Genomic DNA, 25,044 nt, shown 5'->3' on the forward strand with positions numbered 1-25,044 from the left:
TTTAGACGTTACCGATTAAGCGCTATATCATATAGCGCTTTTTTTTCACTCTGCGAAAGAAAGGCCTGCTCTACCCCATTTTTCTGAATCTGCGCAAGCTCGGCATCAGTCAATCCAATGACGTCTTTAGCCACCTTGTATTCATGTGCTAAATCAATAGCCGAAACGCCAGGATCGTCCGTACTAAGCGTGACGGGAATACCCCGTTGTAAAAACGCCTTCATTGGATGATTCGCGGTATCCTGAACAGTAGCAGTCTGGTAGTTTGATGTTGGGCAGGACTCTATACCAATTTCATGCTTAGCCAGGTAATCCATTAGCTTATCGTCCTGAATAGCAGCAACACCATGCCCAATTCTCACAGCACCAAGATCATTAATGGCTTTCCAGATACTGCTAGGCCCATCGGCTTCACCCGCGTGCACCGTTATCTGCCAGCCAGCATCACGGCCTCTTTTAAAGTGCTCGACAAACTGTTCTGCGGGGTAATGAATTTCATCGCCTGCCAGGTCAAGCGCGGTGATCCTTTCCTTATGGGCCAGTAACCCAGAAAGCTCCTTAAAACATATTTCACTGCCGTAAGTACGGCTGAGAATGCCAATAAGCTTTGCCTGGCTGTTAAATGCTTTCATACCGGCATCTATGCCGTCGATCACAGCTTCAACGACCCCTTCAACAGATAAACCGTGTGTTTCCCCCATGTAATAGGGTGAGAATCGCAGTTCAATGTAGTCAATGCCTTCTTTAGCAGCATCTTCCACATTTTCATAGGCGATGCGTTTGCAGTCATCATAACTGGCTAACACTGATACACCGGTATCAAGCTTTTTCAAAAAAGCCAGTAAGTCACTGGTCTTGTCGTGTATTTGAACATATGCAGCTAGCGCTTCAGGCGTGTCTACAGGCAAAGAAATTTGATTTTTTTCAGCCAGTTCCCAAATCGTCATGGGTCTGACATTACCATCAAGGTGGCGGTGAAGTTCGGTAACTGGAATACCTTTGTTGATCATGAAAACACTCTTCTTTTTAAACGCGTATTTGGATTACCGTTAGGTATTTTTGTCTCAGATCGGTAAACTATACCGCTATTCATTCAATCAATACAGAAGAGTAAGCGTGTCTCAGAAAGACAATATCTATGCACAAAAAACCCACGCTATTGATGACTTCAGGTTTGACGACACGGTCGCGGACGTTTTTCCTGATATGATCAACCGTTCTGTGCCCGGATACAAAACTATCACCCACAGTGCGGGAAGAATAGCACAGCGTTACGTCGCTCAGGGCGACACCCTGTATGATATTGGTTGCTCACTGGGTGAAACCAGTCTCTCTATTAGCAGAGCCTTGCCCAATGACTTCTGTCATATCGTCGCGATTGACAACGCACAGGCCATGGTCGAGCGGTGTAAAAGAATCGTTCGTCAATACGCCTTGCCCAATCCAATCGATGTAGTGTGTGATGATGCTCAACGCATCAACTATGAATGCAGTGGGTTGATTTGTCTGAATTTCACACTCCAGTTTATTCCCCGCGAGCAGAGAGCATCTTTACTCAGCAAACTTGCAACCGCGTTAAAGCCCGGTGGTGCACTCTTGCTTTCTGAAAAAATTCGTCATCCAACACAGGCAGGTAATGAGCTACTGATCGACCTACATCACGCCTTTAAACGCGATAATGGCTACAGTGAACTGGAAATCGCTCAAAAACGCGCAGCCATAGAAAACGTCATGAAAACAGATACCCTAGATACACACAAGCAGCGGCTGTTAGAGGCTGGGTTTGACGATGTTATTGTGTGGTATCAAAACTATAATTTTGTCTCAATGGTGGCAGAGAAACATCGATGAAATGGTTTTCCGAATTGTACGAGGCGATAATAGATACGCCCCTAGAACCATGGCTTGAAACCTTGCCTTCACAACTTGCATCATGGTCAAAGACGGCTAAACATGGTGAGTTTGATAAGTGGTGTCGGCTATTGGCAAAATTGCCACAAACACAGCCCTCAAAGGTAGATTTAGACACGTCTGTGACTATTGGTAGTGAACAAGACATAGACACCTACACCAAAAAACAAATTACCGGGCTACTCAAACAGTTTATGCCCTGGCGCAAAGGTCCCTTTAATTTACATGGGATTCACATTGACACAGAATGGCGTTCTGATTGGAAATGGGAACGTGTGCTCCCCCACATTACATCACTCAAAGACAGGAATGTATTAGATGTAGGCTGTGGAAGCGGTTATCACATGTGGAGGATGTTAGGTCACCAACCCCAACGCGTAATTGGTATCGACCCCACACAACTGTTTTTAATTCAGTTTCAGGCAATTAAGCATTTTCTTCCCGATCCACGCATACATTTCGCGCCTGTGGGTATAGAACACATGCCTCAATTAAAGGCATTTGACACCGTTTTTTCAATGGGTGTGCTTTACCACCGCAAAGACGCCCTAACTTTTATTACCCAACTCAAAGACCAGTTGCGAACAGGCGGTGAACTGATTTTGGAGACACTGGTAGTCGATGGCGACAAGCATACTGTATTACTGGCACCAGAACGTTACGCTCAAATGCGCAATGTGTGGTTTTTGCCGAGCTCATCAGCGTTGATTTGCTGGCTAGAGCGACTAGGCTTTAAGAATGTGCGGTGTGTGGATGAAAACGTCACCTCATTAGAGGAACAACGTGCCACAGAATGGATGACAAACCAGTCACTGGTAGACTTTCTGGATAAATCTGACACCAGCAAAACAATTGAAGGGTTTCCCGCACCTAAACGCGCAGTAATAGTTGCAACTAAAGCCTGATGGCATGATTGTTGTTAGTTAGCCTATATAAGCATTTGGAAGACGGGTAAGGCCACCATCCTCGCCCACAGCCAATATAGGTGAATAATGACAATTGATGCGTTTTTAGCTAAACATCAATTAGACGTTAACTATCAGTCTTTTGCACAAAAATGGTTCAACCCGTTAGTGCACGCCATTTTCGAGCACCATAAAAGTGCAGAAAAACCGCTCTATGTAGGGATTAATGGCTGCCAGGGTTCAGGAAAATCAACCTTAGCTGACTACCTCGCGATGTGTTTGCATGAAGACTATGCGTTGCAGGTAGTAGTATGTTCACTCGATGATTTTTATCTGCCCGCGGAAAGTCGCCAGCAGCTAGCGCGCACGGTGCATCCGTTATTATCGACCCGTGGCGTGCCGGGCACCCATGATGTCACGCTACTAGAGCAAGTGTTGCTGCATTGCCAGCAGTCAACAACCTTAACCCCCCTTGCCAACCCGCGCTTCGATAAAGCGTCAGACAACCCCTTCCCGCGACACCAGTGGCCACAAATAACATTGCCAGTTGATGTTGTTCTGTTTGAAGGCTGGTGCTGGGGCGTACGATCACAGGACAGTGAAGCATTGGCCACGCCCGTCAATACGCTTGAGCAAAACAAAGATACGTCTGGTGACTGGCGCCGTTTCGTTAATACTCAGCTTCTTCATCACTATGAGCCCTTGTACGCGCTGATGGATTTATGGGTAATGCTAAAAGCCCCCAGCTTTGACGCTGTTGCTCAATGGCGCGAGCAACAGGAAGCAAAATTGCGAGCAAGTATCTCGTCTGATAAAGGCACTAAGGTAATGAGCCCTGAACAAGTACTTCAGTTTATTCAGCATTTTCAACGACTCACCGAGCATGGCCTTAAAACACTGCCAGCGTATTGCGATTGGGTGTATGAGCTCGATTATAACCGCGACATTCACACATTAAGTGGTAAATTAGCAGGTGATTAGCATTGAATAACAATAAAAACACACTCATTTTCACAGACATGGATGGCACGTTACTGGACCATCACACCTATAGTATTGAACCGGCTAGACCTATGCTTGCATACCTAAAGCATGAGCAGGTTCCTGTGATACCCACCACCAGCAAAACCTGCGCAGAGCTTCTTGCGTTGCGTGAGCACTATCAACTAGACGGACCATTTATCGTTGAAAACGGCGCGGCGATTTATATTCCACATGGCTTTTTCCCCCACAAACCTGCAGGGGCAGTATGGTCAGACGGGTATTGGTGCAAATCTCTTTCTTCTCCAAGGCTCCACTGGTTAAAAATCGTAGACCGACTAAAAAAAGATTTCCCCAATTCATTTATTGGCTTTAATGATATGTCGGTGTCAGAAATTTGCGAGGCAACTGGGCTCCCCCCTGCTGATGCAGAACTGGCGGCACAACGTCAATATGGAGAGCCCGTTATGTTTACTGGAGACAGTGAGCAAAAAAGTCGCTTCATTCAGGCTGCACAACATCGAGGCGCAACGGTGCTAGAGGGTGGCCGCTTTTTACATTTGTGTGGTGATGTGAATAAAGGTATTGCGCTTAAATGGTTAACAGACACTTATACACAACAATTTGCACTTGCCCAGGCTCCCACAACCATTGCGTTGGGTGACAGTGGCAATGATATTGCAATGTTAGAACAAGCGGACATTGGAATCCGCATATTATCCCCTACCCGACAACCCCCAGTGGTTAACAAAACAAGCGGGCTTCTCCTCACTAGCTCTCGGTATGGTCCCGAGGGTTGGAATGAGATGCTGGACGATTATTTTAAGAATATGCCTTAGGAGGCAATATGGCTGATTTCCATCAAAATGGTTTAGTAACAACACTGCATAATCTCGCAAACCGACCATTGGAAGCATTGGAAGCTGAACTCGTACAATTTTCTGAAAAACGTCCGATGGCGCTGATACTGCCTTCACTATTTTCGGAGCTAGAAGGACCTGCTTTGGCCAAAATTGTAGATCACTTGGTGAAAGTGCCCTACCTCAATGAAATTGTCATTGGTCTTGATCGGGCAAATGAATCTCAATACCGGCATGCACTGGACTTTTTTGGACGCTTACCCCAACACCATCGTATTCTCTGGAATGATGGCCCCCGCCTGCGGGCAATAGATGATGAGTTACAACAGCTGGGACTTGCCCCAAAAGAAATGGGAAAAGGCAGGAACGTCTGGTATTGCATGGGCTATATTCTAGCATCCAATAAATCGGAATCAGTCGCCTTACACGATTGCGACATCACCACATACGACAGGGAATTATTAGCCCGACTTATTTATCCCGTCGCCAACCCTCAGTTTAATTATGAATTCTGTAAAGGGTTTTATGCACGGGTAGCAAACGGCAAAATAAATGGTCGAGTGTCTAGGTTACTGGTAACGCCACTTATCAGAGCGTTACAGCGCACTATCGGTGACAGTGAATATTTGCAGTTTATGGATAGCTTCCGCTATCCACTTGCCGGCGAATTTTCATTTCGTCGCGATGTGTTAAACGATATTCGTATACCCAGTGATTGGGGGCTTGAAATAGGCGTGCTTTCAGAAATGCACCGCAATTATTCAAGCAATAGACTTTGCCAGGCTGATATTGCGGAAACCTACGATCACAAGCATCAGGATCTTTCCCTGAATAATGATCAAGGAGGCTTGTCCAAGATGTCGATCGACATCACTAAAGCCATGTTCCGCAAACTTGCGACACAAGGTAATACCTTTAACTTAGAAACCTTCCGCTCTGTTAAAGCGACTTATTTTAGGATCGCATTAGATTTTATTGAGACCTACCACAACGACGCAGTTATGAATGGCCTGACACTGGACATACACAGTGAAGAAAAAGCGGTAGAAATGTTCGCCTCCAATATTATGAAAGCGGGTCAGAGTTTTCTGGATAACCCCATGGAAACGCCTTTTATTCCCAGTTGGAACCGGGTGGTCAGCGCCATGCCAGATGTGCTTGACAGGATAGTCACAGCTGTTGAGGCCGATACCAAAGAATACTTGGGGTAAGACATGTCTGCATTTTCGTTTTTGAGAGACAAAGTTAGGCACCATCTGGATTTAATCTATCAAGATGTCAGTCTTGACCGCAGTATTGATGAGCTGGCTGATGCATTGTTACATGTGATGGGACTAAGCAGCGATGATGATATCCAAATTCCGCCACCATTCAGCAACTTTTGGGACGAAAATGATATTATCATGATCACTTATGGTGACAGTGTTATTGAGGCAGGCAATAAGCCTTTAAAAACACTGCACCATTTCCTCAAAACCTACTGTAAGAATGCCATAAACAAAGTACATATACTGCCGTTCTATCCCTACAGCTCTGATGATGGCTTTTCTGTCATCGACTACTCGTCGGTCAACGAAGGCCTAGGTGACTGGTCCGATATTGAAGAATTGGCAAAAGACTTTGGTTTGATGTTTGATTTAGTGATAAACCATTGCTCAGCCAGAAGTGTTTGGTTTGAAAACTTTATTAAGCAAGACGGTGTGGGCAAAGATTTCTTTTTTACCGCTACGCCTGAAGATGACATCAGTCAGGTTACTCGGCCCAGAACATCCCCCTTACTCAGGGAGACAGAAACCGCCAACGGTACCCAATACGTGTGGTGTACCTTTAGTCACGACCAAGTGGATTTTGATTTCACTAACCCTGACGTGTTGCTAGCCTTTGCCTCTATCATTCGGGAATACATTGACCATGGCGCAAAACTATTCAGGCTGGATGCGGTGGCCTTTCTATGGAAAATTCTGGGAACAAACTGCATTAATCTGCCCCAAACCCATGAGGTTATACGCCTGTACCGAACCCTCATTGAACATTTGGATCCCGACGTCATTATTATTACAGAAACGAATATTCCTAACCGAGAGAACCTGACCTATTTTGGCAATGCAAACGAAGCACATGCAATTTATAATTTTTCGCTTCCCCCATTACTGGTGAATACCCTGATAACCGGTTCCAGCCGCCATCTAAATGGGTGGATGATGAGTATGCCACCTGCGCAAAACGGTACCACTTACTTTAATTTTATCGCGTCACATGACGGTATTGGGCTGCGCCCTGCGGAGGGGCTACTAAGTGAGGAGGAACTGTCAGTATTGGTCACAACCATGGCATCCTTTGGCGGTAAGATATCGCTGCGTACCTCAGAGTTGGGACAACAAAAGCCCTATGAGATCAATATTGCACTGTTTGATGCGTTATCAGGCACTACTCAGGGACAGGACAAATGGCAAATAGACAGGTTTATTTGTGCTCATGCCATTATGCTCGGTATGGAAGGCATACCAGGCATTTATATTCACAGCTTGTTAGGTACACCAAACGATTATGAAAAGGTAGAAAATACGGGTCAAAACCGTTCTATTAATCGTCGAAGATGGTACCTCAATGAGTTAGAAGACTTGCTTAACTCACCGTTTTCACATCATCACAAAGTCTTAACTCGAATGACCCAGCTGATCAGAATAAGGACAGCACAGCCCGCATTTCATCCCAATGCGACGCAGTTCACTCTGCGCCTGGACGATCGCTTGTTTGGCTTTTGGCGACAAAGTATTGACCGCAAACAAAGTGTTTTTTGCATCAGCAATATCAGTAACGAAGAGTTTGTATTAACCCTAACGGACATTAATCTGATTGTGACAGATGAATGGACCGATCTCATCACACAACAAGAGGTTGACACAGAAAATAATCAGCTGAAGTTATCGCCTTACCAAACCGTTTGGTTAAGTAACCGAAACGAAAGCATTCAACCTTTATAAAGATTAGCGCATAATGCCCCCACCATTTTATTTAACGCACTGGGGGCAATGTGTCTGGTTGGCTTTCTCTTGACGAAGCACTCTCACAAGCACTTTCTCACATCACACCTGTGACACAATCGGAAGTGGTTTCGCTTTATGAGGCCATGGACAGGGTTTTGGCAACAGATATACAAGCGCCCGTAAACGTCCCCCCATGGGATAATTCAGCCATGGATGGGTATGCGATCTACGTTGATGACGCCACCACTCAAGAAAGAGCAATCATTGGTTCAATTGCAGCAGGCGATGCAGTAAACATCAATGTCGATGCGACAACATGTGTTCGAATTATGACGGGGGCCGCCATTCCACCAGGTGCTAATGCTGTCGTCATTCAGGAGAATACAGAGCGTGATGGCGACAATATCGTGTTTACCAAACCATGCCATGCAGGTGACAACATTCGCCCATGTGCCAATGATATCGCTAAAGGTAGTAAGGTACTATCAGCGGGGCATGCGTTGACATCTGCAGATTTAGTGTTGATATCTTCACTGGGTATCGCCGCAGTTGAAGTAGTTAGAAAGCTTAACGTCGCCCTTGTCGCTACGGGCAGTGAGTTAGTCTTACCCGGGCAACCATTGCCCAATGAGGGTATCTACGAAAGCCACCGGGCCGGCTTGATAGCAAAATTAAGCGCTATGCAATGCAATGTAACTGATGCAGGCATTGTTAAAGACGAACCGGACCAACTCAGGCAAGTGTTTGCAGATCTGGCACTCACTCACGACTTGGTTATTTCCTCCGGTGGTGTGTCTGTTGGTGATGCAGATTGGGTCAAACCAACACTCAACCAGTTAGGTACCTTGCACCTATGGAAAGTCGCTATTAAGCCAGGGAAACCCTTTGCATTTGGTCAGTTTGGCGAGTGTTATTTTTGCGGATTGCCGGGAAACCCGGTGTCGGCCTTCGTCACCTTTGAACAATTGGCATCACCTATTCTGCAAAAGTTATCAGGTCAACATGTAAAACAACGCCTGACAATCCCTGCCAGACTTACCCATAATCACACTCGCAGACCAGGCAGGCTAGATTTTGCCAGGGCTAATTTCACTAAGAATGAGGCCGGTTTAATCGAAGTGACTCTGCACCAAAAACAGAGCTCGGGTGTTATGACATCAATTACACAAGCAAATTGTTTTGCGCTATTACCCGCTGGCCAAGCTGTCTTTCAAAAAGGTGAAACCGTGCAAATTCAACCTTTTTCAATTGTGAATTAGTGTATGTTACTCAAGGAAGCGAAAGCGCTTGCCCATCTGGCTTGGCCACTACTTATTGCGCAAATCACACAGATTTTAATGGGTGTGAGCGATACCATAATGGCCGGCCACTACAGTGCCACGGACATGGCGGCCGTGGCCGTTGGTTTTAGTGTGGTTAACCCCGCTCAGTTTTTTATTCAGGGGTTAGCGCTTGCATTACCTCCCATCATATCGCGTTTGCAAGGGGCAAAAGCCCATCACAGGATTGCCTATGCAACGCAGCAGCTAGCTTATGGATTAATCAGCCTCGCGGTATTGTTTTTTCTGTTATTTCCTTTTGTACCCGAGTTAATAGCCTATATACCCATGAGTCAGGAATTAAGACCGATCACGGCGGAATATGTGCAATACCTGTGCTTCTCTTTGCCTGGCTTCGCTTTGTACCAGTGGCTGAGAAACTATTGTGAGGGATTAGGCCTGACTAAGCCCACTATGGTGATCACCTTGATTGGGCTATTGATTAATGTGATTGCTAATTACGTTCTCATTTACGGTAAATTTGGCGCGCCTGCACTAGGCGGCGCGGGCTGTGGCCTGGCGACGGCGATTGTGTTTTACGGCATGTTGCTTGCGACGTTTATCTATGTTCTGTTCAGCAAGAGGCTAATCAAATATCAACTTTTCAATCAGTTTTACTCACCAAAATGGAAAGATATAAAGTACAGCTTCATGCTCGGGCTTCCCATAGCGATGACGATTTTATTTGAAGTAAGCCTGTTTGCCGTTGTGGCATTACTATTGGCGCCACTGGGCACCACAATAGTGGCTGCGCATCAAATCGCCCTCAACTTTTCTTCTTTAATGTTTATGTTTCCCATGAGTTTAGGCATGGCGGTGGCAATACGCGTGGGGTATCGCATTGGTCAAAAGAAAACAGAAGCTGCACGGAAGTCGGTTTATGCTGCATTGATATTTGGACTCGCCATAGCCGCTTTTACCGCTAGCCTAACGTTAATTGCAAAAGGTTGGATAGTCTTTGCCTACACGAAAGATACCGAAGTCATAGCCCTTGCTACCAGTCTTTTGGTATTTGCCGCATTATTTCAGTTCTCAGATGCCATCCAGGTAATCTCCGCTAATGCACTGCGCGGCTACAAAGACACCACTGCCATGTTTATCATTACCTTTTGTGCCTACTGGCTGTGTGGCTTGCCAACGGGTGTGATTTTAGGCAGAACAAACTGGTTGACCGACACTCCCATGCAGGCCAGTGGATTTTGGATAGGCTTTATCGTTGGCTTAAGTGCAGCAGCAATCATGCTGGGACTCAGGCTAAAATATATTCAACGCACTCTACGAGAGTGATTTAATCGCCTCGCTTAGTCCTTCGAGTGTCATGGGGAACATCTTGTCTTCTACGATATCACGCATGATGTTAATCGATGCGTGGTATTGCCAGTAACCTGGATGCTGAGGGTTTAACCACACGCACCGGTCAAAGTGCTGAAGAATGCGCTGCATCCACACTTCGCCAGATTCCTCATTCCAATGTTCTACGCTACCACCGGGGTAAGTAATTTCGTAAGGCCCCATGGTAGCGTCACCTACAAAAATGACACGATAGTCACTGCCATAGCGATGTAAAATATCCCAAACTGGAGTGGTTTCAGCATGACGGCGGCGATTGTCTTTCCATACCGATTCATAAATACAATTATGGAAATAGAAATATTCCAGATATTTAAATTCACTTTTGGCCGCACTAAATAAGTTCTCGACTTCTTCAATATGCGGGTCCATCGAACCACCAATGTCAAAAAACATCAGCAGTTTCACCGCGTTGTGCCGCTCTGGCGCCATGTGAATGTCGAGCAAACCGCCGTTTTTAGCGGTATGGCTAATGGTTTCATTTACGTCTAATTTCTCACTGGCACCACTGCGCGCGAACTTTCTAAGCTTTCTCAGCGCCATTTTAAGGTTACGCGTACCCAGTTCGTTGTCGCTATCCAGATTTTTGAACTGACGCTCTTCCCATACCTTTACGGCTGAGAACTGCCGATTTTTTCCCTGAGCTATCCGCACACCTTCAGGGTTATCACCAAACGCGCCAAAAGGCGAAGTGCCGCCCGTGCCTACCCATTTATTTCCGCCTTGGTGTCGTTTCTCTTGTTCTTGCAAACGTTTCTTCAACGTAGCCATTAACTCATCAAGCCCCCCCATAGACTCAATCATAGCTTTCTCTTCTGGGGTCAATGTTTTCTCTATTTGTTTGGTTAACCAATCTTCCGGTAAAGACTGATCGAATAAGTTGATAGACTGCACACCCTCAAAATACTCGGCAAACGCCTTATCAAATTTGTCGTACTGGGTTTCATCTTTCACCAAAACAGTACGGCTAATGCGGTAAAAACCGTCCACGTCACACATTACGACTTGTTTTTCCAATACTGAAAGCAAATCGAGCAGCTCACGAAGACTGGTTTTTACCCTGTGTTTTCGCAAGGTATAAAAAAAATCGACCAGCATTAGCGACGCGCCATAAACATCAATTTCTCAAACAGGTGAATATCCTGCTCATTTTTTAGTAACGCACCATGTAGGGGCGGTAACGCATTTCTTTGGTCTTTGTTATGCAACACATCTGCTGGAATATCTTCGGCTACAAGCAGTTTTATCCAATCTATCAATTCGGACGTTGATGGTTTTTTCTTTAAACCCGGCACATCGCGAAGTTCAAAGAAGGCATTCAGCGCATTGTCGAGTAAGTGTTTCTTTAAATCACTAAAGTGAACATCTACGATTTCACGCATCTCATCCGCGGTTGGAAACTGAATATAGTGGAAAAAGCAGCGACGTAGGAAGGCGTCGGGCAGTTCTTTTTCATTATTAGACGTAATAATGATGATAGGCCGCTGTTTGGCGACGATGCGCTCCTGCGTCTCGTAAACGTAGAATTCCATTTTGTCCAATTCGAGCAGGAGGTCATTGGGAAATTCGATATCGGCTTTGTCTATCTCATCAATCAGCAGCACTGGACGTTGCTGTGCTTCAAAGGCATGCCATAGCTTTCCTTTAACAATGTAGTTGGCAATATCATGCACCTTTTCATCACCGAGCTGACTGTCTCTCAGACGGGATACTGCGTCGTATTCGTACAAGCCTTGCTGTGCTTTGGTTGTAGATTTTATGTGCCATTGAATGAGTTGGGTATTCAAGGTGCGCGCCAGTTCTTGTGCTAGTAACGTTTTGCCAGTACCCGGTTCACCTTTTATGAGCAGCGGCTTTTCTAACGTAATGGCGGCATTTACGGCCAGCTGAAGATCTTTACTTGCAATATAGGAATCGGTACCGGTAAAACTCATATTTTCTCTCTGGATTGAAATTTTTGACTTATCTACCATATCTTATAGCGAAAACTACTTTGTATTTTTACAATTCGCATCAATGATATAAACAATCATGTACAGTATGTACGTACCCGAATCATAATCAACTGCTCCGACCTGTGCAATTCTTGGTAGGAGCAATAGCAAAGACAGAAGGAAATTCTTCATGCAGGTATTTGACGACAACTCGTTGGCGATAGGCCGTACACCGCTGGTAAAACTCAATCGTGTCACCAGTGGCAATGTTTATGCGAAAATGGAATCTCGCAATCCAAGCTTCAGCGTAAAGTGCCGTATTGGTGCCAATATGATTTGGGACGCAGAAAAGCGTGGAGTGTTGAAAGAAGGCATCGAGATTGTTGAGCCTACTAGTGGGAACACGGGGATAGCCCTCGCCTTTGTAGCGGCATCTCGCGGCTACAAACTCACCTTGACGATGCCGAGCAGCATGAGTCTTGAACGCAGAAAACTGCTCAAAGCGCTTGGGGCAAACCTCGTACTGACTGAAGCACCAAAAGGTATGAAAGGTGCTGTAGCCGCAGCACAGGAAATTGTTGACAGCGATCCTTCTCGCTATTTAATGCTCCAACAGTTCGACAATCCGGCTAATCCTGAGATTCACTTTAAAACAACGGGTCCCGAAATTTGGCAAGACACTGACGGCGAAGTGGATGCGTTTGTTGCAGGCGTTGGCACTGGCGGTACTATTACCGGCGTAAGTCGTTTTATTAAGCAGGAAAAAGGCAAAGCTATTGTTACAGTCGCCGTTGAACCAACAGATTCTCCGGTCATTACGCAAGCAAAAGCGGGTGAAGAGCTTACCCCTGGCCCACACAAAATTCAGGGAATTGGCGCGGGTTTTATCCCAGGTAACCTCGACCTGGACATCATCGATGAAGTTGAACAAGTGTCTAATGAAGAATGCATGGCCATGGTGCATCGCTTAATGAAAGAAGAAGGCATTTTGGCGGGTATTTCCTCAGGTGCTGCAGTAGTAGCGGCTAAGCGCTTTGCTGAGCGCCCAGAAAATAAAGACAAAAAAGTGGTCGTATTGCTGGCCAGTGGAACGGAACGTTACCTATCAAGCCCACTTTTTGCAGGTGAGTTTTCTGATAAAGAAGAAGTTCAGTAATAGGTTCTGTTAACACCGTATTTACACTAATACTGGTCATAACAAAAAGGTCTGTCGTATACTCTATGACAGACCTTTTTACTTTCTAGCGGTTGGTATGTTTCGAAAATTCTGCTTTCTATTAATTTTAACCTTGTCAGTCTCAGCTTGTAAAAAAGAAGAGCAACTAGGAGTAGGCCGTTATGGCATGCTCGATGACGGAACACCGCAATACACCGCTGTGCGATTTATGCAAAGTCTCTATCACGACGAAAACATCGATAACGTGCTGGCGTTAAGTTCAGAACGTATGAAGCGGGTGTTAAAACGTTATCACACCAACAGAAACGTCCAACGTCATGTGATGAATTTGATGTATGACACCGTAGAGGTATCACCTGAAGGAAGCGATGGTGTAGGCCGCTCAGAGTTTTCTAAAGAAGCTACCGTCATTCTATTTTTCTCTGGACACTATAACGAAGATAAAATCGATGACATACGTACCATTGAAATGGTTAAAGTTGACGGTGACTGGAAGGTTGATCGCATTCAACCCGATAGGTTTTTATAACCGCAGTAGGGTAATTATTGCCCTACTGCAATTCCTTCCCGTCTTGGGTCAGCGCCACCAACCAATGTACCATTGATTATTTGAATACCATGTAGGCCACTGTTTAAATCACCAATGCGTATTTTGTGTCCTTTGGCTTCAAGGGGAGCTTGGAGCGATTCCATCACAGTGCCCTTCTCTAGCGTGGTGTAATCATTTCTGTTAGTGAGTTTAGGCATGTTAATGGCTTGCTGAATATTCAGATCCCAATCGATCATGCCAATCAAAGTTTGTGCTACGTAACTGATAATCCGACTACCACCTGGTGATCCCACCACAATACTCAAATCACCTTTATCGTCAAACACCATTGTTGGGCTCATCGCACTGCGAGGGCGCTTACCGGGTTCGACTCTATTCAACACAGGGCGATTACCTCTGGACGGAGAAAACGAGAAGTCAGTTAGCTGGTTATTAAGCAAGAAGCCCCCAACCATCAATCCAGATCCGAACATAAACTCAATACTCGTGGTCATTGATACCGCGTTGCCCTCTTTGTCGACAATAGAGATATGACTGGTGTTGGGTAGCTCTAAGCTCATGCCTTCACGCCACTGGGCCTGAATATGCGGTTCACCTGGCCGCATTTTGCGCCATCTTTTGTCAAGACCAATGCCCTCTGCACGTCGGGAAAGATATGCATCATTAACCAGAGCCGCTGAAGGCACACGGGTAAAATCGCTGTCAGCAATAAATGCGTTTCTGTCTGCATAGGCCTTTGCCGTTGCTTGGCTATAGAGATGAGCAAATTCAACGCTATTGTAGGTATACTGGTTTATTGGGAAAGTTTCTAACATAGACAATATTTGGAGCACGTTGATCCCGCCCGAACTTGGCGGTGCCATGCCACATAAGCGATAACCCCGATAGGTACCACAAATGGGTTCACGCTCAATGACGTTGTAATTAGCCATGTCTTCCACGGTCAAATTGCCAGGGTTAATAGAGGCATTTTGTACCGCCTGTGCTATTTGCTTGGCAATTTCACCTTTATAAAAATAGTCCGTTCCCTGTTCTGCCACACCCTGAAGGGTTTTTGCCAGTCGTGGATTACGACGTTTGCTACCTTCTGCAAGTGGCATACCAGCAGGGTAGAAATAGCTTGCACTGGCAGGAAATTCCAAAATGCCTTTGTTGAGTTCCATGGACAACAAACGATGCAGTCGCTCCGAAACAGTGAACCCTTTTAGTGAAGTATCGATTGTGTCTTCAAACAATACCGACCAATCTAGTTTGCCAAATTTTTTGTGTGCATGTTCAAGCCCTGCTAATACACCGGGTACCCCTACGGACTTACCGCCAATAACGGCATCAATCCACTTCATGGGGTCATTGCCATCCATAAACCAATAAGGATTGACCTGTGAAGGCGCCATCTCACGAGCGTCTATAGTGTGCAGTGTCTTTGTTTTATTATCCCAATACAGGATAAAGGCCCCGCCACCGATACCCGATGACTGCGGTTCAACTAGGGTCAGCATGGCTTGCACTGCTACCGCAGCATCTATCGCATTACCGCCCTGCTGAATAATATTCTTACCTGTCCATGATGCATAAGGATTGGCAGCAACCACCATGAACTCTTGTGCAGTAAACGCGGCTTTTTGATTAAACCCCGTTGCAGCTTCAGGCTCTCTGTCTTCCCGCTTTACTTTGTTTTTATCGTTGGCATAAGAAAATGGTGCAGAGCCTAACAGGATGACAGACACAATAAAAATTACATTGATAACTCTGAGCAAACGCTATACCTCTTACTTCTGACCTGTTTTTGCTGTCTTATTTATCAGCGATAGAATTCGCACATTATCACACAAACACGTGTGCTTTGTTATGATATGTAGCAAATCAAATAGAAAACAGAATAACTTTGAATTCGTTGCATTTACCCCTTAAAAAACATCAAATTGGCCCAGTATTGCTCATGCTTGTTATGTGCGTGATTTTTTTTGCCGTTCAGGAGTATGTCATTGCGTGGTTTGACTACTCGCGGGCTGGTGTTAACAAGGGGGAAATATGGCGTTTTTTTTCTGCACATTTGTTACATACCAACGGCAACCATTTACTGCTAAATGGCGCGGGTTTGCTGTTACTGTGGGCTTTACACGGTGATTATTATAATGCACCGCGCATTGCTGTTGTGTTTTTTTCATCGGCGTTAATTATTGCACTGGGTATCCACTTGTTCACGCCTGAGCTGAGCCGATATGTTGGATTATCTGGTGTACTTCACAGTTTATTTGTCTGGGGAGCATTACAGGACATTCAACACAAACGTAAAAGTGGTTACCTGTTGTTAGTGGGCGTGGCAATAAAAATTATCGCTGAGCAAATTCAGGGGCCGGATCAACGTCTAGGTGACTGGATTGATGCGATTGTTGCCATAGATGCCCATCTTTATGGTGCATTGGCTGGTATTATCGGTTTTTTGATAACGCAATTATTCATGCGAAGAGAGACAGTAAAAAGGCGCTGAAATTCGCGCCTTTTTTTATTGGACTATAACTCGTCTTCAAACAACTTATAAATTCGCCTGTATTCGTCCAACCAGGAACTGGGCTGCACAAAACCATGCGGCTCAACAGGATAAATGGCTGTTTCAAAGTTGGTTTTTTCAAGCTCAATTAAACGCTGTACCAACCTGACGACATCTACGAAAAACACATTATCATCCACCATGGGGGCATTCATAAGCAAAGGTTTTTCCAACCCTTCGGCAAAGTATATGGGCGAGCTACGCTCGTAAGCGATAGGGTCGACATCTGGCGTATTAAGAATGTTCGAGGTGTAGGGCGTATTGTAATGCGCCCAATCAGACACGGGTCTTAGCGCTGCCCCTGCTTGGAAAAGATCCGGCTCATTGAACAAGGCCATAAACGTTAAGAAGCCACCGTAAGAGCCACCGTAAGTCCCGATGCGTTCGCGATCCACATTGGCATTTTCAACTAACCAATTAACCCCATCACGCAAGTCCTGTACTTCAGGCGTCCCCATTTGACGATAGATAGCGGTGCGCCAGTCTCTTCCATACCCCGCAGAAGCCCTGAAGTCCATGTCTAGCACAACATAGCCTTGCTGTACCAACATACTGTGGAACATAAATTCTCTGAAATAATTTGACCAGCCAAGATGGGCATTTTGCAGGTAACCTGCACCATGATTAAATACGACAGCTTTGCGTGGTTCACCTTGCTTGTAGTCTTCTGGCAAGTATACTCGCGAGTAGATAGGTGCGTCGGTATGAGAAGACGGGATCGCTACTATTTTTGGCACAGACCACGGCATAGATTTAAAGGCATCACTTACAGTATCAGTGAGCTGCTTAGCAGGAGTGCTAGTTACAGCAGATGCCATGAACAGCTCGGGCGGCTGAGTCACTTTACTGTGCGTGAGCAACAACGTTTGTTCATCGGGGCTTAATTCGTAATCAATAAGACCGTTTAAGTCAGTCAGAGCCTGATGTTCGATGGTTTGAGTGTTAACGCGGTACACCTCGTAAATTCCAGGGTGCTTTTTATTGGCTACATAATAAATGAAATTATCATCATTGGTGGCGGTTAAGTTGTCGACAACATAAGCCCCCGCCGTCAATGCAGTTACCTCGCCATTAACAGGCTTGATATACAAGTGACTGTATCCTGTATGTTCAGACAAAAAGTAAAGTGTTGGCGCATTGTTAAACCACTCGAAACGATTAAAACGATAATTTATCCAAGCCTCATCAGATTGACGGTGCTGTGTAATGAAGGTTTTATCTTCCAGATCGATAGTGGCTATCCAACGATCTTTGTTGTCCCAAGCTTCCAGCATCAAAGCGACATGCTGACCATTGTTGTGCCACTTTAGCGAAGGTTCTGTCCAGTACCAACTTCTCAAAAGCGTAATGGGCCGTGGCAGGCGGTTTACTTCATAGGTTTCGCCCTTCGCTTCAGCGTTTTCTCTTTTCACATCAGCGAGCACATCTTCATTGTAACCAGGTAAGCTCTGATAACCGATTTCACTCAACTCACCCGTTGCCAGGTTCACGAGCCACACATGGTGATTCTCCGGTTGAGCATCAGCCACCCGCTGTCGTACGCTTACTGCAGCAATGCGGCCATCTTCCTGAATGTAATGCGGCATAATGTCGCTGTCATCACGAAAGTCCATGGTTTCACGACTGACAATCACAGCATAATTAAGTGCTGGAGAGACGTTAGCAGCAATAAGTTCATGGTCTGCGGGAAGATACACTGGCTCATCTGAATAAGCACTATTCGCTTTTTTCAGCGCGCGCTGGTCATCAAACCTCACTTGTCTGTCTGCACGTGATTTTGCAATGTAGTCGATAAGCGCTATTTGTTCTTCGGCAATGTAATCTTCTGGCGGCTGAACGGCCTGCGGCTTGTCCGCAAAGGCCCAAGTTAACACGGTTTTTTCAACGCCCGTTTTAGGATCAATAACCACAATGCGATTACCTGACTGGGCAAGCAAGCGCTTGTCCGTCGTCCAGTCTAACCTTGCGTAATCCCCCCCTTTTCTTATCTGTAAGGGCGAGGCGTCTCTGTGTTTAACAAAAACGCTATCGGCGTACCGCCACACCAGCATATTGCCGTCTGGTGACAGTATACGTTCATCAGCATCGAATAAGTGCCGCGCCTCGTCTTCAATTGTTACGATTTGCTCATTATTATCCGTTGAGATTCGATACCAGTCCCGCAATACTGAGCCTTGGGTTTTACGTTGAAAAACCATATGTTTTCCATCCAAAGACCAGCTAGGGTTTTCAGGTTGCCTACCTAGCCATTCTGGATCAGCCATAATCTGTTCAAGTGTGATAGCCTTATCTGAGTCAATTTTACTGACATCAGGTTGCATAACGGGGATCGGTGCTCGAATTTGTGAAGTCGCGTCGCCAACCGATTTGGCGGTTGAGGTACAGGCCATCAACAAACTTGTCGTGCCCGCGATCAGAGTAAGTAAACCAAGGGATTGCTTCATGTCGTTGTCACTTTATTATTAATTATTTACGCAAGCATTATACTGCCTGTATTTCTTTTTCGGTCAAGGCTGGTCTTAAAATCTCTCCTACTTATCGAGTGTTGCTTGATCCAAAATGCCAAGTTTGTATTACATAATGCAAACTCACTGAGGAATAAAAAAATGAAGAAGTTAGTTTCTACCCTAGCCGTTGCTGTTGGCCTCTTGGGATCTGCATCTGCTTATGCCTGCCCTGATGCGTTAAAGTTTATGAAGCGCAAGCTAAACTCACAGGAAACAGTTAATTTGTGTCAGGCTTATGAAGGAAAAACTGTTTTAGTTGTTAATACAGCAAGCTTTTGTGGCTTTACGCCGCAATTTGAAGGATTAGAAGCCATGTATGATAAATACCGCGAAAATGGTTTTGTCATTTTAGGTTTCCCCTCAAATGACTTTAACCAAGAAGCGGATGACGAAAGCAAAACCGCTGAGGTGTGCGAATTAACCTATGGTGTCGAGTTTCCCATGTTTGAACCCACATCGGTTAAAGGCGACGACGCAGACCCACTGTTTAGAATCCTTGCCCGCGAAACTGGCGAATCACCTAGCTGGAATTTTAACAAGTACCTGATTAGCCGTGACGGCAAGACAATCAAACACTACGGCTCAAGAACGAAACCTTCTGACAAAGCGTTTGTCAGCGACATTGAAGCCGATCTCGCACTTTAGGCGCCCATAAAAAAGCCCCGCCAATTTGATGACGGGGCAAACAAGCACACTCAACTTGGAACACACTATAGCTTCATACAACTGCTTCTCCGTGAAACAGTATTTGTATTTCACTAACTGCACTTAGTTAGTCAACAGTTACACCGATAAGTTCATCAATTTTTTCATTTGCTGAACGCATTGCCTCTTGTGCTGACGCTTCACCCATCGCAAGTCCTTCTGCGTAAACGAAATTTACATTCTGAATACCAATAAAATTAAAAATATTTTTTATGTAACTCGTTTGAGTATCCAGCGGTGTACCTACATATTTTCCGCCTCTGGTCACAACCACTGTTACCGATTTATCAGTTAACAGTCCCTCAGGGCCTGCCTCAGTGTAACGGAACGTTTTCCCTGCTCTAACTACCCTATCAATCCACACACGAAAGGTAGAGGGTGAGTCAAAGTTATACATGGGCAAACCCAGAACAATGTGATCAGCCCACTCTAACTCACCAATTAACGAATCCGAGAGTGTCGCGTCATTGCCTTGAGGGGCATTTGACCAAGCTTGAAGCTCCTCACCCGACAAATGGGGTAAAGGCTGTTCAGCTAAATCCCGTTGTTTTACACTGATACCCGGGTTTCTCGTCAGTGTTTTGTCTACATAAGTTGAAACCAGTTGACGAGAATGGCTGCTTTTTCCGGTAATGCTGGTATTGATTATCAGTAAATGACTCATTGTGATTGCTCCTCAAATTTGATGTTTCATATTATGGGGCCGCTTATCAAACAGACCATTACTTTAATTGGTGTGCATTATTCTAAATAGTAGAACGAAAGTGAAAGCTGCTAATGGAACGATAAACATTACGTAAATTTAATGTATCTAAATGCTTATTTATCTCGTTATGAGATTTGTTGACTAACCCAAACAAACAATAACGAGGAAAGAACATGAACAGGAAATCACTACTACCCGCCTCGCTTCTGATTGCAGGTCTCATGGTAGGCTGCTCTTCAGATTCAAATGATTTACCGGAAGTTTCACCTCCGCCTCCACCACCGCCGCCACCACCTGCAACTACTATTGTTGACGTTGCAGCCAGCAATGAAGATTTTGAAACCTTGGTGGCTGCACTAGAAGCTGCGAACCTCGTGGAAACACTGGACGACGAAAACGCGACATTCACGGTTTTTGCCCCTACTGACGATGCATTTGCGCTGTTGGGCCAAGAAACCCTTGATGCGCTTCTGGCCGATCCAGAAAACTTATTAGCGCCGATCCTTACCTATCACGTTTTAGATGGCGAGGTTGACGCAGATGCAGCGATTGCTGCTGCGGGCAGCACGGTCGAAACACTGAACGGAGCTTCCGTCGGGCTATCTTTGGCTGGTGACGACTTGCTGGTTAATACCTCTACAGTGATTACTACAAATATCGAAACTGATAACGGTATTATTCACGTTATAGACGCTGTGCTCATGCCGCCTATGCCAACTGATGCCAGTGGTTCTACCATCGTTGATGTAGCATTGGCCGACGACAGGTTCGAAACATTGGTAGCCGCGCTAACGCAAGCTGACTTGGTATCGACACTCGCTGACCCGGATGCAAACTTCACCGTATTTGCCCCGACTGACGACGCATTTGCTAAAATCGACAGTGACACCCTCGGGGCACTGATCGAAGACTTCGATGCACTTCGCGCAGTATTGTTGCAGCATGTTGTGTTGGATGCTGCGGTAGACTCAGTCACAGCCTTTTCATTGGCAGGGACTGACGTTGAAACGGCTTCAGGTGCACTAATCCCAACAGCGATCAATCAAGAAACAGACACACTTACGATTGGTGGCGCTAACGTCGTGATAACAGACATTGTTACTGACAACGGCATCATCCATGTAATCGATTCAGTAATTATTGGTGATGTTGAACTGCCAACACCAGCAACAACCATTGTAGACGTAGCGGCTGGTAACGAGAACTTCTCTACCTTGGTCAGCTTGTTACAAGCAACAGGCCTTGATGCTGCGCTAGATGATGCCAGCGCCGACTTCACAGTATTCGCGCCCACCAACGCTGCTTTCGATGCACTCGACCCTGAGCTATTCGCAGCACTTGGCGCAGATCCAGAGGCACTTTCAAACGTTCTCCTATATCATGTAGCTGAAGGCAGTGTCGCGTCAGATGCAGCTTTGATGGTCGCACAAGGTGATGACAGCCTAGTGGAAATGCTAAACGGAGAAAGCACAGCGCTATCACTCTCGGGCTCTGATTTATATATCAATACCTCTTTAGTATCGAGTACAGATATTATGGCCGACAATGGGATAATTCACGTGGTTGATCAGGTGATTGTTCCCCCCACCAGTATTGATGCGTCATCGCAGACTGTTGCTGAATATGCTGCAGGTAACGACAACTTCTCTACATTAGTTACTGCACTTGATGCAGCAGGCTTGGTAAGCGCCCTGGCTGACCCAGACGCAACGTTTACTGTGTTTGCGCCTACCAACGCGGCGTTTGCAAAGATTGATTCCGACGCGCTCAATGCATTACTTGCCGATACGCCTGCACTCACCTCAGTATTACTACAACACGTGATCAATACAGGCGCGATTAACTCTGTGTCAGCTTTTGCTGCGAACGGCAGCACCGTCAACACTATGGCTGACGAAGACGTTGCAGTAGATATCGTCAATTTTGCCAACGCTACTAACGACATGACCTCAGAAGTAGCGTATGACACAAGTTCAGGTTTACTTGTTGGCGGCATGGGCTCATCACAGCCAGGATTTACTTTGTATACCTTCGACAATGATCTTGGTGGTTCAGGCAGCGCCTGTGTGGATAGCTGCGCTGACGTATGGCCTCCGGTCATGGTGACCGACGGGACAGTTTCAGGCGTACCCGGACTTGGTATGATTGACCGTGGTGATGGCAACATGCAGGCCACGTTCCAAGGACGTCCACTATACTTTTTTGCCAATGACGCCGCTGCTGGCGACACAGACGGCAAGGGGGTAAACGATGTATGGGACACAGTGGCGCAACCGCAAACTGCGTTGACCATTCAGGGTTCAATCGTCACTACAACAGATGTAGTCACCTCTAACGGTATCATTCATGTTATCGATACTGTGATAACAGAAACGCTTGACTAAATCATAAATGGTTGAAAAAAGGCGCCCCTAGGGGCGCCTTTTTTATAACAAAGCCAGATTCATATCTTAGCAAGGCCCTGAGCAAAATCGTTGATCAGGTCTTCACTGTCTTCAATGCCGATACTCAGCCTTATCATGGTATCTGTTATCCCCATCTCAGCGCGCTCTTGTGCAGAATTCTCAAAAAATATTGTGGGAGCAACAGGCAATGCCAACGTGCGGTTATCCCCTAAATGCGTGGCACATAATACCAGCGATAGCGCATCCAAAAACGCTACTGGGTCAGCACCATCAACAAGGTCAACACTCAGGATCCCACCGAAATGTTTAAACAGTTTATCACTGCGACTATGTTGGGGATGATGCTCAAGACCAGGATAGTAAACGGCTTTAACTTTGTCGTGTGCATCAAGAAAACGGGCCAATTCATAGGCATTTTTACACATCTTGGTTACGCGTAACGATAGCGTTTCCATGCCGACAGCCAGAGCGTGCGCGGCCTCTGGCGCTAAGGTAGCGCCCATGTCGCGCAATCCACGTTTGCGAATTTGGGTAAGGCCCCATTGTGTCTTATCAGCAACCTGATACAAAGGTAAGATGTGTGGATACTGTGTCCAGTCATAGTTTCCACAATCCACCACGGCTCCGCCCAACGCATTGGCGTGCCCTCCAATATATTTAGTCAATGATGTAAAGACCAGAGAAACACCGTGTGGTTTAGCTTCGAACAATGGCGCTGGTGTCATTGTATTGTCTAACAAAAATAACAGCCGGTTTTGAGAACAAAACGCTGCAATACGCTCAATGTCTGCAACCTGTGTAACCGGGTTAGCAATAGTTTCACAAAATACCCCACGCGTATTTGCCTGATAAGCGGCTGCAACGTTTGACGCATCAGTCACATCAACATAAGTGATTTCTATTCCAAAACGAGACAAAGTTGAAAAGAAGCTGTTGGTGTTGCCAAATAAAAATTGACTGACAATGAGATGATCACCTTGTTTCAATAAGGCTAACAGTGTTGAGCTAATGGCCGCCATACCCGTTGAAAAGCACACGGCGCCCACACCACTTTCCAAATCATTGACCATATTTTGCAAAGCATTAGCCGAGCCTGTGGATGAACGCGAATATACATGCCCCACTTTTTTGCCCTGAAACACATCGATAAGATCCTGTGCATTGTCGAAATCGAACAGGACTGACTTGGTAATAGGTTCATGAACCGCGCCGTGCTGGGGTCGATTTAGCAACCGGTCTGCATGAACGCGTTTAGTGGTAAATCCTTTAGGGACATGATTGGAAGACAAACTACTCACACTCCTCGTTTTAATAAGCCAGAAATTATAATGCTCAAAATGCGTCGCGCAACGCCTACCAGTACTTTTAACTTAGAAAGAAAATCCGTAATCTTCGGTCTGTAGTTATAAAGCCAGACTAATTAACCTATGTGTATATTGTTTATTGCCGTTAACCAGCACCGTGACTATCCCTTGATCATTGCGGCCAACAGGGATGAATTTCATCAACGCGCCACTGCGTTTGGTCACTGGTGGGGTACACAGCCGCCCATTCTAGCAGGAAAAGACTTGGTCGCTGGGGGTACCTGGATGGGCATAACAGAAACAGGAAGGCTTGCCGCGTTGACCAATATTCGCGATCCTGAGCGACAAAACGATGAAGCAGTTAGTAGAGGCAAACTGGTAACAGATTGCCTGAAGAATAACCACACCACCACTGAATTCATGCACATACTCAAGGCCACTCGTACAAAATACAACGGGTATAACCTACTATTTGGAGAATGGCATGACTTGCACGTGTACAACAACCATATCAATGAATTGGTTTCTCTGGATGAGGGCGTTCACGGCCTTTCAAATGCGGCGTTAAACTCGCCTTGGCCAAAGACAACCAAAGGTATGCAAGCCTTATCAGACTATTGTCAACGGCACGCATCACTGCATAGTGAAGCCCTATTTGACATATTGAGAGACGATGTAAAAGCCTCTGACCATGAACTACCCAGGACAGGTGTACCCTATCACTGGGAGAAGTTGCTTTCGTCTACGTTTATTGTCACGCCAGAATACGGAACCAGAACCTCAACCGTACTCATGATTAATCAGCAAGGCAAGGTCACTTGGGAAGAACGTTATTTTAACGCTGAAGGGACAAAAATCCATTCGGATCACTTCTCTTTTACGCTCGTTTAGG

21 protein-coding genes are annotated in these 25,044 nt (G+C 45.7%); 14 read left to right on the forward strand and 7 right to left on the reverse strand.

From position 1 onward, the window contains the following. Nucleotides 1–8: 8 nt before the first annotated feature. Nucleotides 9–1,010 carry an adenosine deaminase gene (gene add, locus DRW07_RS08115; RefSeq protein WP_124027374.1) on the reverse strand — a complete coding sequence of 334 codons (1,002 nt, stop codon included), beginning with the start codon at nt 1,008–1,010 and terminating at the stop codon, nt 9–11. A 106-nt stretch (nt 1,011–1,116) separates the two neighbouring features. Between add and cmoA the strand changes: the two genes are divergently transcribed. From cmoA to DRW07_RS08155, 8 genes are all read left to right on the forward strand, one after another. After that, complete coding sequence (cmoA, locus tag DRW07_RS08120) at nt 1,117–1,851, forward strand: carboxy-S-adenosyl-L-methionine synthase CmoA (protein ID WP_124027375.1); 735 nt, start codon at nt 1,117–1,119, stop codon at nt 1,849–1,851. Next, on the forward strand, nt 1,848–2,816 hold the full coding sequence (gene cmoB, locus DRW07_RS08125) for a tRNA 5-methoxyuridine(34)/uridine 5-oxyacetic acid(34) synthase CmoB (RefSeq protein WP_124027376.1): 969 nt from the start codon (nt 1,848–1,850) through the stop codon (nt 2,814–2,816). The genes cmoA and cmoB overlap by 4 nt, the downstream gene beginning before the upstream one ends. Before the next feature lie 87 nt (nt 2,817–2,903). Continuing rightward, on the forward strand, nt 2,904–3,797 hold the full coding sequence (locus DRW07_RS08130) for a kinase (RefSeq protein ID WP_124027377.1): 894 nt from the start codon (nt 2,904–2,906) through the stop codon (nt 3,795–3,797). Nucleotides 3,798–3,799: 2 nt separating this feature from the next. Further along, nucleotides 3,800–4,636, forward strand: a complete 837-nt coding sequence (locus tag DRW07_RS08135; RefSeq protein WP_276310708.1) for an HAD-IIB family hydrolase — start codon at nt 3,800–3,802, stop codon at nt 4,634–4,636. Between the two features lie 8 nt (nt 4,637–4,644). Then, nucleotides 4,645–5,868, forward strand: a complete 1,224-nt coding sequence (locus DRW07_RS08140) for a glycosyltransferase family protein (protein WP_124027378.1) — start codon at nt 4,645–4,647, stop codon at nt 5,866–5,868. A 3-nt stretch (nt 5,869–5,871) separates the two neighbouring features. Further along, on the forward strand, nt 5,872–7,641 hold the full coding sequence (locus DRW07_RS08145) for a sugar phosphorylase (protein WP_124027379.1): 1,770 nt from the start codon (nt 5,872–5,874) through the stop codon (nt 7,639–7,641). 50 nt (nt 7,642–7,691) lie between these two features. After that, nucleotides 7,692–8,903, forward strand: a complete 1,212-nt coding sequence (gene moeA / locus DRW07_RS08150; protein ID WP_124027380.1) for a molybdopterin molybdotransferase MoeA — start codon at nt 7,692–7,694, stop codon at nt 8,901–8,903. Between the two features lie 3 nt (nt 8,904–8,906). Further along, nucleotides 8,907–10,250, forward strand: a complete 1,344-nt coding sequence (locus tag DRW07_RS08155; protein ID WP_124027381.1) for an MATE family efflux transporter — start codon at nt 8,907–8,909, stop codon at nt 10,248–10,250. Here the strand turns inward: DRW07_RS08155 and DRW07_RS08160 are convergent. Both DRW07_RS08160 and DRW07_RS08165 read right to left on the reverse strand, forming a co-directional pair. Then, the gene (locus DRW07_RS08160) at nt 10,239–11,411 is read right to left on the reverse strand and encodes a vWA domain-containing protein (protein WP_124027382.1); all 1,173 of its coding nucleotides are present in this window, start codon (nt 11,409–11,411) and stop codon (nt 10,239–10,241) included. The two genes, DRW07_RS08155 and DRW07_RS08160, sit on opposite strands and share 12 nt — an antisense overlap. Further along, the gene (locus DRW07_RS08165) at nt 11,411–12,247 is read right to left on the reverse strand and encodes an AAA family ATPase (protein ID WP_124027383.1); all 837 of its coding nucleotides are present in this window, start codon (nt 12,245–12,247) and stop codon (nt 11,411–11,413) included. Before DRW07_RS08165 ends, DRW07_RS08160 begins: the two co-directional genes overlap by 1 nt. Nucleotides 12,248–12,437: 190 nt before the next feature. Here DRW07_RS08165 and cysK point away from each other — a divergent pair, with 190 nt between their 5' ends. Both cysK and DRW07_RS08175 read left to right on the forward strand, forming a co-directional pair. After that, entirely contained in the window at nt 12,438–13,403 is a 966-nt protein-coding gene (gene cysK / locus DRW07_RS08170; protein WP_124027384.1) for a cysteine synthase A, read from the forward strand. 97 nt (nt 13,404–13,500) lie between these two features. Beyond that, complete coding sequence (locus DRW07_RS08175) at nt 13,501–13,953, forward strand: hypothetical protein (RefSeq protein ID WP_124027385.1); 453 nt, start codon at nt 13,501–13,503, stop codon at nt 13,951–13,953. A 14-nt stretch (nt 13,954–13,967) separates the two neighbouring features. Here DRW07_RS08175 and ggt read toward each other — a convergent pair whose 3' ends face one another. Further along, nucleotides 13,968–15,731, reverse strand: a complete 1,764-nt coding sequence (gene ggt, locus DRW07_RS08180) for a gamma-glutamyltransferase (protein ID WP_240630542.1) — start codon at nt 15,729–15,731, stop codon at nt 13,968–13,970. A 128-nt stretch (nt 15,732–15,859) separates the two neighbouring features. On the opposite strand from ggt, the gene rrtA reads away from it, so the two are divergent. Further along, nucleotides 15,860–16,465, forward strand: coding sequence for a rhombosortase (gene rrtA, locus DRW07_RS08185; protein WP_124027386.1), 606 nt, complete (start codon nt 15,860–15,862; stop codon nt 16,463–16,465). 23 nt (nt 16,466–16,488) lie between these two features. On the opposite strand, the gene DRW07_RS08190 is transcribed toward rrtA, so the two are convergent. Further along, complete coding sequence (locus DRW07_RS08190; RefSeq protein WP_124027387.1) at nt 16,489–18,969, reverse strand: S9 family peptidase; 2,481 nt, start codon at nt 18,967–18,969, stop codon at nt 16,489–16,491. Between the two features lie 162 nt (nt 18,970–19,131). On the opposite strand from DRW07_RS08190, the gene DRW07_RS08195 reads away from it, so the two are divergent. Next, nucleotides 19,132–19,677 carry a glutathione peroxidase gene (locus tag DRW07_RS08195; protein ID WP_124027388.1) on the forward strand — a complete coding sequence of 182 codons (546 nt, stop codon included), beginning with the start codon at nt 19,132–19,134 and terminating at the stop codon, nt 19,675–19,677. 127 nt (nt 19,678–19,804) lie between these two features. On the opposite strand, the gene DRW07_RS08200 is transcribed toward DRW07_RS08195, so the two are convergent. Continuing rightward, nucleotides 19,805–20,401, reverse strand: a complete 597-nt coding sequence (locus tag DRW07_RS08200; protein WP_124027389.1) for an FMN-dependent NADH-azoreductase — start codon at nt 20,399–20,401, stop codon at nt 19,805–19,807. A gap of 215 nt (nt 20,402–20,616) precedes the next feature. Here DRW07_RS08200 and DRW07_RS08205 point away from each other — a divergent pair, with 215 nt between their 5' ends. Beyond that, nucleotides 20,617–22,827 carry a fasciclin domain-containing protein gene (locus DRW07_RS08205; protein WP_124027390.1) on the forward strand — a complete coding sequence of 737 codons (2,211 nt, stop codon included), beginning with the start codon at nt 20,617–20,619 and terminating at the stop codon, nt 22,825–22,827. Nucleotides 22,828–22,886: 59 nt separating this feature from the next. Here the strand turns inward: DRW07_RS08205 and DRW07_RS08210 are convergent, their stop codons facing one another. Beyond that, complete coding sequence (locus DRW07_RS08210) at nt 22,887–24,137, reverse strand: cystathionine gamma-synthase family protein (RefSeq protein ID WP_124027587.1); 1,251 nt, start codon at nt 24,135–24,137, stop codon at nt 22,887–22,889. 138 nt (nt 24,138–24,275) lie between these two features. On the opposite strand from DRW07_RS08210, the gene DRW07_RS08215 reads away from it, so the two are divergent. Further along, nucleotides 24,276–25,043: an NRDE family protein gene (locus DRW07_RS08215; protein WP_124027391.1), complete on the forward strand. Its 768-nt coding sequence runs from the start codon at nt 24,276–24,278 to the stop codon at nt 25,041–25,043. Nucleotide 25,044 lies beyond the last annotated feature (1 nt).

This window comes from Paralteromonas sediminis, assembly GCF_003820355.1.
Lineage (GTDB): Bacteria > Pseudomonadota > Gammaproteobacteria > Enterobacterales > Alteromonadaceae > Alteromonas_F > Alteromonas_F sediminis.